Consider the following 12,513-nt stretch of genomic DNA (forward strand, 5'->3'; position numbering starts at 1 on the left):
TGCGCTCGTCGACCCCGCCCGCACCGGCGGGCCGGCCCGTGGGGGCCGACCCGGATCGGTCAGGACAGGTGCCCGGCCTTCTCCATCTGCCGCAGCTCGCGCTTGAGCTCGGAGACCTCGTCGCGCAGGCGCGCGGCGAGCTCGAACTTCAGCTCGCCCGCGGCCTGCAGCATCTGGCCGTTGAGGTCGGCGATGATCGCCTCGAGGTCGTTGCCGCCGTTCGCGGCGAGACCCTGGCGGCGCAGGTTGGGCGTCGGGCTCTTCTTCTTGGCGTCGCGGCCGGCCAGGAGCTTCGCGGTGTCGGCTCCCTCGCGGGCGAGCGCGTCGGTGATGTCGGCGATCTTCTTGCGCAGCGGCGTCGGGTCGATGCCGTGGTCGAGGTTGTAGGCGACCTGCTTCTCGCGGCGGCGATCGGTCTCGTCGATCGCGAGCCTCATCGAGTCGGTCATCTTGTCCGCGTACATGTGCACTTCGCCCGAGACGTTGCGGGCGGCGCGGCCGATGGTCTGGATGAGCGAGGTCGACGAGCGGAGGAAGCCCTCCTTGTCGGCGTCGAGGATCGCGACGAGCGACACCTCGGGCAGGTCGAGGCCCTCGCGGAGGAGGTTGATGCCGACGAGGACGTCGTAGACGCCGGCGCGCAGCTCGGAGAGCAGCTCGACCCGTCGCAGCGTGTCGACGTCGGAGTGCAGGTAGCGCACCCGGACTCCGGCCTCGGTGAGGAAGTCGGTGAGCTCCTCCGCCATCCGCTTGGTGAGGGTGGTGACGAGGACGCGCTCGTCGCGCTCGGTGCGGAGCTTGATCTCCTCGAGCAGGTCGTCGATCTGGCCCTTGGTCGGCTTGACGACGATCTCGGGATCGATGAGGCCGGTCGGGCGGATGATCTGCTCGACGATGCCGTCGGCGATGCCCATCTCGTAGCGGCCGGGGGTGGCCGAGAGGTAGACGGTCTGGCCGACGCGGCCCTTGAACTCCTCCCACTTCAGCGGGCGGTTGTCCATCGCCGAGGGCAGCCGGAAGCCGTGCTCGACCAGGGTGCGCTTGCGCGAGGCGTCGCCCTCGTACATCGCGCCGATCTGCGGCACGGTGACGTGCGACTCGTCGATGACGACGAGGAAGTCGTCGGGGAAGTAGTCGAGCAGGCAGTGCGGTGCCTCGCCGGACTCGCGGCCGTCGATGTGGCGCGAGTAGTTCTCGATGCCGGAGCAGAAGCCGATCTGCTGCATCATCTCGAGGTCGAACGTGGTGCGCATCCGGAGCCGCTGCGCCTCGAGGAGCTTGTTCTGCTTCTCGAGGTCGGCGAGGCGGACCTCGAGCTCCTGCTGGATGGTGTCGATGGCGCGGTGCATCACGTCCTGGCTGGCGACGTAGTGCGAGCCGGGGAAGACGGAGACGGACTCGAGCTTCTTCACGACGTTCCCGGTGAGCGGGTGCAGCGTGTAGAGCGCCTCGATCTCGTCGCCGAACATCTCGATGCGGATCGCGAGCTCCTCGTACATCGGGATGATCTCGATCGTGTCGCCGCGGACCCGGAAGGTGCCGCGGGCGAAGTCGACGTCGTTGCGGGCGTACTGCATCGAGACGAACTTGCGGATCAGGCGGTCGCGGTCGACCCGCTGGCCGACCTGGAGCGCGACCATCGCCTCGAGGTACTGCTCCGGCTGGCCCAGGCCGTAGATGCAGGAGACGGTCGAGACGACGATGACGTCGCGCCGGCTGAGCAGGGAGTTGGTCGTCGAGTGCCGCAGGCGCTCGACCTCGGCGTTGACCGAGCTGTCCTTCTCGATGAAGGTGTCCGTCTGCGGGACGTAGGCCTCGGGCTGGTAGTAGTCGTAGTAGGAGACGAAGTACTCGACCGCGTTGTTCGGGAAGAGCTCGCGGAACTCGTTCGCGAGCTGCGCGGCGAGCGTCTTGTTGTGCGCGAGGACGAGGGTCGGCCGCTGGACGGCCTCGACGAGCCAGGCGGTGGTCGCGGACTTGCCGGTACCGGTGGCGCCGAGCAGGACGACGTCGGTCTCGCCGGCGTTGATCCGGGCGCTCAGATCGGCGATGGCTCCGGGCTGGTCCCCGCTCGGCTGGTATTCGCTGATGACCTCGAAGGGGTGCACGGCACGGGTTGGCTCCATGCTCGAAGCGTAACCGCGACCACCGACATCGGGGCGGCCCTGCGCCGACGGCGAACGGGGCTCGCGCCGGCCCCGTCGGCAGACCGCCCGCCTTCGAGCGCCGGGTCTCGATACGCCCCTGCGGGGCTACTCGACCACCATGGGCGTCCAGCACGTGGCGAACGCATGCCCTGCCACTTGCATGCTGATCGAGTAGCGCCCGCAGCGCGCGTATCGAGATCCACCAGGCCCGGAAGCCGGGTCTGCAGACCGACCAGCAGGAGGGCGCCCGATCAGAGGCGGGAGACGCGCAGGTCGCGCAGGTGGAGGCGGTCGCCCGCGGCCATGCCGTCGGTGCGCACGCGGAGCACCGCGCAGACCGCCCACTCCGGCGCGGGGAGGGAGTAGGCGTCGTCGAGCCGGACGCCGGCGAAGGAGTCGCGGGCCGAGACGTCGGTCGCCGAGTACCAGTCCCGACCCAGGCCGTCGGCCCGTCGCGCCGTCGAGAAGCCGAGATCGATCGAGACGGATCCGGAGCCCTCGTAGAGCGCGTCCAGCGACGCGAGCACCCGCGCTCCGGTGGCGATCGGCACGAAGAGGTGGACCGCGCCGGAGCCGGACCCGTCCTCGAGTGCGAGCGCGCGGAGCCCCGCGACCGGGGAGTCCCCCGGCGCGACGGACGCCCCGCCCTCGGCCGTCCAGTCATCGGCGAGCACCGAGCGCGAGCCGTGCGGATCGAGCACGCCGCGGATCCGCTCGGCCGCGTGGAACCGCAGCGCGGTCGAGGGCAGCGCCGACGTGTCCGAGATCGTCAGGACGCCGTCGCCGCGCGCCAGGAAGGGCAGCCGCGAGTTGCCGCCCTGGAACTGCCCGCCCCGGACGACGGCCCGCTGGCCCCCTGCCCCGGAGAACTGGATCAGTCCGCGCTCGGCGTCGCCGTCGACCTCCTTCCGCGCCCGGACGAGGAAGCGGCAGTCGGTGAGCGAGAGCAGGGCGCCCCAGCCGTCCAGCTCGAACCAGCCGTGGTTGTCGGGGATCTGCATCTCGAAGTGGCAGTGCGAGAAGTGGGCCTGGCCGCGCGAGATCGTGACCGCGCGGCCCTGGTTCGTCGAGAAGGTGTCGAACGAGCACTGGTCGACGAAGAACTCCTGGTCGCCGTGGATCTGGAGCGCGCTCTCGGTGTTGCTGGTCAGGTCGCAGCCCTGGAAGGCGATGCGCTCGCCCGAGTCGACGGCGTCCTCCACCGCCACGACTCCCACGCGGTTCCCCTGGAACGAGCACGAGCGGAACTCGAGCAGATAGGCGTGCGACCCGAGCTCGACCGCGGTGTCGAAGCTCCGCGCGACGACGTTCGCGAACGAGAGGTAGGCGGGCTTCGGCCCGGGCTCGCGCAGGTGGGACGGTGCGCTCACGGCGATGCCGGTGTTCGAGCCGTCGCCGATCAGGTGCAGATCGCTCAGCACGGTCTGGTGCTGGCGGGTGTAGCCGGCGGCGGAGGACTGCAGCACGGGGCCGACGGTCTGCAGCGCGGGGCCCGTGCCGACGTAGCGGATCTCGCAGCGACCCTCGATGCTCACCCTGGCGTCCCAGGAGAGCGTCTCGTCGACGACGAAGCTCCCACCGGTCGCGGTGACGACGGCGTGGTGCTCGGCCGGGTCGACCCCGTCCTCCGGCACGGCGGCAGCCGCCAGCGCCGCCTGCCAGGCGGCGGTGTCGCGCGCGGCTCCCGCGGGGAGCGACTCGTCGAGGTGGTCGTGCACGTCGACGATGCGGGACGTGCCGGCGGGACGGCTGATCACCTGGACCGGCGCCGGTCCGGTCCGGCCGGTGAGCGCACCCGTGGCGGCTCCCGCGCCCGCACCGAGCAGGACGCCCGCCCCGGAGGCGAGCAGGAGGCGCCGGGAGTCGGAGGCGGGCGGGCGTGCTCCGGAAGCGCTCATGCGTCGTACCCCTCGACTCGGCGATCGTGCTGGGGCCGTCCCCCGTGCTGCGGCCCTCCCACTGTAGGAGCAGGGCCTGACGGTCTCCCGCCGCCGGGTGCGCTCAGACTGAGGGGCGGCGCAGACGCTCCCAGAGCGCGTCGACCTGGCTCAGGGTCTCCTCCAGAGTTCCGGAGGCGTCGATCACGGCGTCCGCGAGGGCCAGGCGGTCCTCGTCGCTCGCCTGCGCGCCGACACGAGCGCGGGCGTCGGCCTCGGTCATGCCGCGCAGGTGGAGGAGGCGCTCGACGCGCGTCTCCTGCGGGGCGTGGACGACGATCACCTCGTCGAACTCCCCCGCCCCGCGCGACTCGGCCAGAAGCGGGACGTCGTAGACGACGATCGCGGCGGGGTCGGCGGCGGCCGCCGCGGCGAACAGCTCCTGCGAGCGGAGCGACACCGCCGGGTGGGTGATCGCGTTGAGATCCTCGCGGGCGGCGGAGTCGGAGAAGACGATCGCGCCGAGCGCCGCCCGATCGAGCGAGCCGTCGGCGCGCAGGGTCTCCGGGCCGAACCGCTCGACGATCGCGGCCAGCGCGGGCTCCCCCGGCTCGACCACCTCGCGGGCGAGCCGGTCGGCGTCGACGACGACGGCTCCGAGCTCCGCGAGACGGCGGGCGACGGTGGACTTGCCCGAGGCGATGCCTCCGGTGAGGGCTGCGAGATGCACCCGGCAAGCCTAACGAGCGGCGCAGCGCAGCGGGCGGGGCTGGATCTCGATACGCCCGCTGCGCGGGCTACTCGATCAGCATGAACACGGTCCGCTGCACGGCCTGCTTGGCTGCTGCAACGCCGAACGGCCGGCCCCCCGAGGGGACCGGCCGTTCGTCGTGGTGGTGATACCGCGGATCAGTTGTTCGAGGACAGCTTCTCGCGCAGTGCGGCGAGCGACTCGTCGTCGGCGAGGGTTCCGCCGCCGGCAGCCGACTCGGTGTTGGTGAAGCCGCCGCCGACCGAGACGCCCTCGGAGACCGTGGCGGCCTCCTCCTGCGACTTGGCGACCTGGGCCTTGTGGGCCTCCCAGCGAGCCTGAGCAGCGGCGTACTCCTGCTCCCAGGCCTCGCGCTGGGACTCGAAGCCCTCGCGCCACTCGTTGGTCTCCGGGTCGAAGCCGTCGGGGTACTTGTAGTTCCCCTGGTCGTCGTACTCGGTGGCCATGCCGTAGAGCGCCGGGTCGAACTCGGTGCCCTCGGGGTCGACGTTCTCGTTCGCCTGCTTGAGCGAGAGCGAGATGCGACGGCGGTCGAGGTCGATGTCGATGACCTTGACGAAGACCTCTTCACCGACCGACACGACCTGCTCGGCGAGCTCGACGTGCTTGCCCGAGAGCTCGGAGATGTGGACGAGGCCCTCGATGCCGTCCGCGACGCGGACGAAGGCACCGAACGGGACCAGCTTCGTGACCTTGCCCGGGGCGACCTGACCGATCGCGTGGGTGCGGGCGAAGACCTGCCACGGGTCCTCCTGCGTCGCCTTGAGCGAGAGCGACACGCGCTCGCGGTCGAGGTCGACCTCGAGGATCTCGACGGTGACCTCCTGGCCCACCTCGACGACCTCGGAAGCGTGCTCGATGTGCTTCCAGGAGAGCTCGGAGACGTGGACGAGACCGTCGACGCCGCCGAGGTCGACGAACGCACCGAAGTTGACGATCGAGGACACGACGCCCTTGCGGACCTGACCCTTGTGCAGGTTGTTCAGGAACGTGGTGCGGCTCTCGGACTGCGTCTGCTCGAGGAGCGCGCGACGCGACAGGACCACGTTGTTGCGGTTCTTGTCGAGCTCGAGGATCTTCGCCTCGATCTCCTGGCCGAGGTACGGCGTGAGGTCGCGGACGCGGCGCAGCTCGATGAGCGAGGCCGGGAGGAAGCCGCGGAGGCCGATGTCGACGATGAGCCCGCCCTTGACGACCTCGATGACCGAACCGGTGACGACACCGTCGGACTCCTTGATCTTCTCGACGTCGCCCCACGCACGCTCGTACTGCGCGCGCTTCTTGGAGAGGATCAGGCGACCCTCCTTGTCCTCCTTCTGCAGGACGAGGGCTTCGACGCTGTCGCCCACGTTGACGACCTCGGAGGGGTCGACGTCGTGCTTGATGGAGAGCTCACGCGAGGGGATGACGCCCTCGGTCTTGTAACCGACGTCGAGGAGGACCTCGTCGCGGTCGATCTTCACGACGGTGCCTTCGATGAGGTCTCCGTCGTTGAAGAACTTCAGAGTCTTTTCGACCGCGGCAAGAAAGTCTTCAGCAGACCCGATGTCGTTGATCGCGACCTGCTTGGTTGCCTTTTCGGTCGTTGCGGTTGTCATTAAGGGATGCTCCAGGATGGATGGGTATCGGGCGGCGGGCACCGACACGCCCGAGGGCGTGACGCGGTGGTGACCACTGCGGAGGTGATGGGGATGCCGCGACCCGGGAGAGCTCGACACCCGGGACCGTGATCCTGGACCTCCAGCGCACCGTGGGCACGGCGGCGCCACGAATGTGACGTTCCAGACTATCGAACCCACCGGGGTGAGAGCAATCTCGAGGGTCCCCGTTCCGCGTGTCCTGGCGGGTTCCGTCGGTCCCCTGCCGGCCCGGCGGAGGTCAGGCCACGGCGCCGAGGCTCGCGCGCAGGGTGTCGAGCCCGACACCGCCCAGATCGAGGGCGCGACGGTGGAACGACGCGAGCGAGAAGTCCGCCCCGTCGCGCGCGCTCGCCTCGTCCCGCAGCTCCTCCCAGATGCGCTGGCCGATCTTGTAGGAGGGCGCCTGGCCGGGCCAGCCGAGGTAGCGGTTGACCTCGAAGCGGACGAAGGCGTCGTCCATGTTGACGTTCGCGCGCAGGAAGGCGAGGGCGGACTCGGCCGTCCAGACGTCCGAGGAGCCGGGCATCCGCTTCTGCAGGTGCACGCCGATGTCGATGACGACGCGGGCGGCGCGCATCCGCTGCCCGTCGAGCATCCCGAGGCGGTCGGCCGGGTCGTCCAGGTAGCCGAACCGCTCCATCAGCCGCTCGGCGTAGAGGGCCCAGCCCTCGGCGTGCCCCGAGCTGCCGGCGAGCTGGCGGCGCCAGGTGTTCAGGCTCGCGCGGTTGCAGACGGCCTGGCCCACCTGCAGGTGGTGGCCGGGGACGCCCTCGTGGTAGACGGTCGTCAGCTCGCGCCAGGTGGCGAACTCGGTGACGCCCGGCGGGACGGACCACCACATCCGGCCGGGGCGGGAGAAGTCGTCGCTCGGTCCGGTGTAGTAGATGCCGCCCTCCTGGGTCGGCGCGATGCGGCACTCGAGGCGGCGGAGCTCGTCCGGGATGTCGAAGGCGGTGCCCGCGAGCTCGCTCACGGCCCGGTCGCTGGTCTCCTGCATCCAGCGCTGCAGCGCGTCGACGCCGTGCAGGGTGCGGGCGGGGTCGGTGTCGAGGTGCGCGATCGCCTCGGCGACACTCGCGCCGGGCAGGATCTCACGGGCGATCGCCTCCTGCTCGGCGGTCATCCGCGCGAGCTCCTCGATCCCCCACTCGTAGGTCTCGTCGAGGTCGACCACCGCACCGAGGAAGCGGCGCGACTGCAGCGCGTAGTGCTCGCGGCCCACCGCGTCCTGCTCCGTCGCGGCCGGGGCGAGCTCGGTGCGGAGGAACCGGGCGAGGCCGCCGTAGGCGGCGGAGGCGCGGCGCGCGCCCTCCTCAAGCCGCAGCGAGAGGGATGCGGGCAGGGAACCGGTGGCCGGAGCGGCGTCGGCGGCCAGCGCGGCGAAGAACCCCCGCGGGCCGGCGATCGTCTCGGCCTGCTCGGCGACGAGGCCGACCTGGCGGCGCGCCGGCGTCACTCCGGCGCCGATGCCCGCGCGGAGGGTCTCCGCGTAGCCGGCGAGGGCGGCCGGGACGGCGAGGAGCCGCTCCGCCACGTCCTCCCAGTCGCTCACGGAGTCGGTCGGCATCAGGTCGAAGACGTCGCGAAGCTCCTGCGCGGGCGAGGCGATCACGTTCAGATCGCGCAGCGGCAGTTGCGCCGCGTGCGCCTCGAGCGACAGCCGCAGGTCCGCCCCCAGATCGGCGACCGTCACCGCGTCGACGGCGTCGACCGGCACGGCGGACTCGAGCTCGGCCAGCGCGGCGGCCGTCGCCGCCCGCGCCCGCTCCACGCCCTCGGGCGACAAGTCGCCGAGGCGGCGGTTCGCCTCGGCACGGCCGATCGAGGTGCCGAGGGTGGGCTCGAGCTCGACCAGGGTGTCGACCCACCGCTCGGCGACGAGGTCGACGGCGGTGGGCTCGCGGGAGATGTCGGAGGTCATGCCTTCGAGCCTAGCCAGGGGTGTGGAACGGCCCGGGTCCGCGCGACGTCAGTGCGCCGCGACGTCCCAGTCGGAGCCGTGGCCGACCTGCACCTCGAGCGGCACGGAGAGATCGACCGCACCGGCCATCCGTGCGCGGACGACCTCCTCGAGCACGTCCTCCTCGCCGGGAGCCACGTCGAAGATCAGCTCGTCGTGCACCTGCAGCAGCATCCGCGACTCCAGGCCCTTCTCGCCGATGTCGGCCTGGACCCCGATCATCGCGATCTTCATGATGTCGGCGGCGGATCCCTGGATCGGCGAGTTCAGCGCGGCGCGCTCCGCGTTGTCGCGGAGGACGCGGTTGCCGCTCTGGAGGTCGGGGAAGGGGCGGCGGCGACCGAAGATCGTCTCGGTGTAGCCGGTCTCCCGCGCCTGCTCGACGACCGTGCGGAGGTAGTCGCGGACCGCGCCGAATCGGACGAAGTAGTCGGTCATCAGCTGCTTCGCCTCGTTGCTGGAGATGCGCAGCTGCTTGGAGAGGCCGAAGGCGCTCAGTCCGTAGGCGAGGCCGTAGGACATCGCCTTGACCTTGTTGCGCATCGCCGAGGTGACGTCCGACGGCTCGACGCCGAAGATCCGCGCGCCGACGAAGCGGTGCAGGTCCTCGCCGCTGTGGAAGGCCTCGATCAGGCCGGCGTCACCGGAGAGGTGCGCCATGATCCGCATCTCGATCTGCGAGTAGTCGGCGGTGATCAGGGTGCTCGCCTGCTCGCCGTGCACGAACGCGGTGCGGATGCGGCGGCCGACCTCGCTGCGGACCGGGATGTTCTGCAGGTTCGGGTCGTTCGAGGAGATCCGCCCGGTCGCGGTGCCGGTCTGGTCGTAGCTGGTGTGGATCCGGCCGTCGGCGGTGACCGACTTCTCCAGCGTCTCGATGATCTGCTTGAGCTTGGTCGCGTCGCGGTGCTCGAGCAGCAGCCCGAGGAACGGGTGCGGGTGCGACTCCTGCAGGTCCGCCAGGGCGGACGCGTCTGTCGTGTAGCCGGTCTTCGTCGCGCGGGTGCGCGGCATCGCCAGCTCCTCGAAGAGGACCTGCTGCAGCTGCTTGGGCGAGCCGAGGTTCATCTCGTGCCCGATCTCGGCGAAGGCGCGGTTCGCGAGGTCGACGGAGGTCGCGGTGAGCTCGCCGCGGAGGCGCGCGAGCACCCCGGCGTCGATCGCGACGCCGGTGAGCTCCATCGTCGCGAGGACCTGCACGATCGGCAGCTCGATGTCGACGAGCACCGAGAGCATGCCCTCGCCGAGCAGCTCGGTCTGCACGCCGACCAGGCGGTGCGCGTACCAGGCCTCGGTCGCGGGGCCGATCGGCGGGGCGGTCGGGACGAGCTGGTTCGGGTCGCCCTGGATCATCGCCTCGTCGAGGTACTGCTGGACCTGGGCCGGCAGGGTCGCCGCGTGCCCGGTGGGCTGCAGGAGCCACGCCGCGATGCGGGTGTCGAAGGCGAGTCCGGCCACCGGGAGCCCGGCCCGGCGCAGCGCCTTGACCTGCGGCTTGGCGTCGGCGAAGTACTTCGGGGCGTCGCTCGCGAGCCACTCCTCGAGCGCGGTGTAGTCCGGCCGGCCCGCGGCCCAGGGCACGAAGGCCGACTCCGCCTCGACCGACAGTCCGATGCCCTCGAGGCCGCCCTCGCCGAGCTGCACCTGCACGGCGACGGGCACGGTGCCGATCGCGGAGACGCGGGCGAGCCAGTGCGCGAGCTCCTCGTCGACCAGGTTCCGCACGGCCGGGGCCGCGGTGACGACGGTGTCGCCCGCCAGTGCCTCCGCCGCGCCCTCGACGCCCTCGTCGGCGGCGATCGTGAGCACGCGCTCCTGGAGCGTCCTGAACTCGAGCCGGCTGAAGATCTCGCGGACCGCGTCCGGGTCGATCGGACGGCGGTCGAGGTCGGCCGGACCGAGCGGCAGCTCGACGTCGGTGATCAGACGGTTGAGCCGGCGGTTGCGGAGCGCGTTCTCCTTCTGCTCGCGCAGCTTCTCGCCGACGACGCCCTTGATCTCGTCGGCGTGGGCGATGATGTCGGCGACGGTGCCGTACTGGTTGACCCACTTGGCGGCCGTCTTCGGGCCGACCTTGTCGACGCCGGGCAGGTTGTCGCTGGTCTCGCCGACGAGCGCAGCGATCTCGGGGTACTGGTGCGGCTCGACGCCGTACTTCTCGAAGACCTTGTCGCGGTCGTAGCGGGTGAGCTGCGAGACGCCCTGGGTCGACGGGTAGAGCAGGGTGACGTCGGGAGTGACCAGCTGGATGGTGTCGCGGTCTCCCGAGACGACCAGCACGCGGAAGCCCGCCTCTGCGCCCTGACGGGCGAGCGTGGCGAGGATGTCGTCGGCCTCGAAGTCCTCCTTCGAGACGGTGCGGATGTTCATCGCGTGCAGCGCCTCCTCGAGGAGGGGGACCTGGCCCTTGAACTCGGGCGGGGTCTCGCCGCGGGTGCCCTTGTACTCGGGGTACTCGCGGGTGCGGAACGAGTAGCGGGAGATGTCGAAGGCGACGCCGAGGTGCGTCGGCTTCTCGTTCTTCAGCAGCAGGATCAGCATCGACAGGAAGCCGTGGATGGCGTTCGTGTGCTGCCCGTCGCGGGTCTGGAAGCTGTCGACCGGGAGGGCGTAGAACGCCCGGAACGCGAGCGAATGACCGTCGATGAGCAGGAGGGTAGGCTGTTCCGGATCTGACACAGGGCAAGACTACACAGCGCCTCCGACACCGGTTCGGGCCCGGTCCCGCCCGTCGGCGGAGGGCCTCCGGGAGGCCCAGCACGAGGAGCACCGTGACCGAATCCGCCCCCGCCGCCGCGACCGCCGCCCTCTGGGTCCGCCCGCCCGCTCTCGACCTCGAGGCGCACATCGGGCGCGGCATGGGCGAGCTCGCCGAGCGGATGGGCATCGTCTGGCACGAGCTCACCCCCGAGCACTCGGTCGCGTCGATGCCCGTCGAGGGCAACCGCCAGCCGGTCGGCATCCTGCACGGCGGCGCGCACGTCGTCCTCGCCGAGTCGATGGGCTCGATCGCCGCGAACGTGCACGCCGGCGCGGGCCGCCTCGCGATGGGCATCGAGCTGAACGCGAGCCACAGCCGCTCGATCACCCACGGCCACGTGATCGCCACCTGCGACGCCATCCACCTCGGTTCCACCCTCACCACGCACGAGATCGTCGTCCGCGACGAGCAGGGCCGCCGCCTCAGCACGGTCCGCATCACGAACATCCTCCGCGACGCGCGCTGACCGCTGCGCTCAGCCCGCGCTGGGAACGACGGCGACGACGACGCAGCCGAGCACGAGGACCGTGCCCGCCGCCGCGACGAGGGGCTTCGGTGAATCCATGGCGACCGCCAGGAGCGCCCCCGCGAGACCGACCGCCACCTCCGCGGAGCACACGACGATCATCGGCCGCGCCCCCGTGCGCTCCAGCAGCCACGAGTCCTCGACGACCGGGAAGGCGCGAGGCAGGAGCGCGAGGAGGGAGGCGACGAGCGGGAGGAGCACCAGCGGCGGTGTCCGCCACAGCTCCGGCAGGAAGGCGCCGAGCATGAGCTCGAGCACGACGGTGGCCGTGACGAGCAGCACCCCGAGCCGGGACCGGGACGCGCGCCGGATCGGCTGCCGTGGTCGGTTCGCAGGGCGCAACGAAAGACTCCCCCGTCTGAGGACGGGTCCTGCACCCGTGCCTCGTCCGTTCTAGCGGCGGCCCGCATCGGCCGTACCGCCCTGTCGCCCGACGTGAGCTGAATGGCGCGGGCCGCCCGCCGGCCAACAGCCGACGGGCTCCAGCGAGGCGTGCCCGCGCCGCCGACCCCGTCCGCGCGAGCGCGAGGGGCGACCCGGGCCCGTGGCCCGCGGACGAGGTTCAGCTCAGCGCTCGCGAGGCCGTGAGCGCGAAGGCCGCTCCGAGCACGAGCACGAGCCCGGCTGCGACGAAGGACGGCACGGGCGACCCGGCGACGACCGACATCGTCCAGCCGATCAGCGCAGTGCCGAGCTCTGCGGCGAACACTGCGCGCGTCGGTCGCTGGGCGGAGCGCTCGAGGAGGCGCGACCCCTCGACGAGCGGAATCATCCGCGGAACGAGAGCCAGGAGAACGAGCAGGAGAGGGAAGGGCACCTCCACCGCACCT

9 protein-coding genes are annotated in these 12,513 nt (G+C 71.3%); 1 reads left to right on the forward strand and 8 read right to left on the reverse strand.

The features are described 5' to 3' along the window. Window positions 1-59: 59 nt before the first annotated feature. From uvrB to polA, 6 genes are all read right to left on the reverse strand, one after another. Complete coding sequence (uvrB, locus tag EDF22_RS09590) at window positions 60-2,126, reverse strand: excinuclease ABC subunit UvrB (RefSeq protein ID WP_123704319.1); 2,067 nt, start codon at window positions 2,124-2,126, stop codon at window positions 60-62. A 272-nt stretch (window positions 2,127-2,398) separates the two neighbouring features. Beyond that, entirely contained in the window at window positions 2,399-4,045 is a 1,647-nt protein-coding gene (locus tag EDF22_RS09595) for a hypothetical protein (protein WP_123704321.1), read from the reverse strand. 103 nt (window positions 4,046-4,148) lie between these two features. Continuing rightward, the gene (coaE, locus tag EDF22_RS09600; RefSeq protein ID WP_123704323.1) at window positions 4,149-4,754 is read right to left on the reverse strand and encodes a dephospho-CoA kinase; all 606 of its coding nucleotides are present in this window, start codon (window positions 4,752-4,754) and stop codon (window positions 4,149-4,151) included. A gap of 179 nt (window positions 4,755-4,933) precedes the next feature. Continuing rightward, the gene (gene rpsA / locus EDF22_RS09605; protein WP_123446259.1) at window positions 4,934-6,394 is read right to left on the reverse strand and encodes a 30S ribosomal protein S1; all 1,461 of its coding nucleotides are present in this window, start codon (window positions 6,392-6,394) and stop codon (window positions 4,934-4,936) included. 280 nt (window positions 6,395-6,674) lie between these two features. Next, entirely contained in the window at window positions 6,675-8,357 is a 1,683-nt protein-coding gene (locus EDF22_RS09610; RefSeq protein WP_123704326.1) for a DUF885 domain-containing protein, read from the reverse strand. A 48-nt stretch (window positions 8,358-8,405) separates the two neighbouring features. Beyond that, a complete protein-coding gene (gene polA / locus EDF22_RS09615) occupies window positions 8,406-11,075 on the reverse strand; it encodes a DNA polymerase I (protein ID WP_123704328.1) in 2,670 nt (889 codons plus the stop codon). A 92-nt stretch (window positions 11,076-11,167) separates the two neighbouring features. Here polA and EDF22_RS09620 point away from each other — a divergent pair, with 92 nt between their 5' ends. Beyond that, the gene (locus EDF22_RS09620) at window positions 11,168-11,623 is read left to right on the forward strand and encodes a PaaI family thioesterase (protein ID WP_397460143.1); all 456 of its coding nucleotides are present in this window, start codon (window positions 11,168-11,170) and stop codon (window positions 11,621-11,623) included. Between the two features lie 9 nt (window positions 11,624-11,632). On the opposite strand, the gene EDF22_RS09625 is transcribed toward EDF22_RS09620, so the two are convergent. Together EDF22_RS09625 and EDF22_RS09630 are read right to left on the reverse strand one after the other, a co-directional pair. Beyond that, window positions 11,633-11,965, reverse strand: a complete 333-nt coding sequence (locus EDF22_RS09625) for a hypothetical protein (RefSeq protein ID WP_123704330.1) — start codon at window positions 11,963-11,965, stop codon at window positions 11,633-11,635. 280 nt (window positions 11,966-12,245) lie between these two features. Next, the gene (locus EDF22_RS09630; RefSeq protein WP_133962535.1) at window positions 12,246-12,455 is read right to left on the reverse strand and encodes a hypothetical protein; all 210 of its coding nucleotides are present in this window, start codon (window positions 12,453-12,455) and stop codon (window positions 12,246-12,248) included. Between the last annotated feature and the right edge of the window lie 58 nt (window positions 12,456-12,513).

Source organism: Rathayibacter sp. PhB127, from assembly GCF_003751665.1.
Lineage (GTDB): Bacteria > Actinomycetota > Actinomycetes > Actinomycetales > Microbacteriaceae > Rathayibacter > Rathayibacter festucae.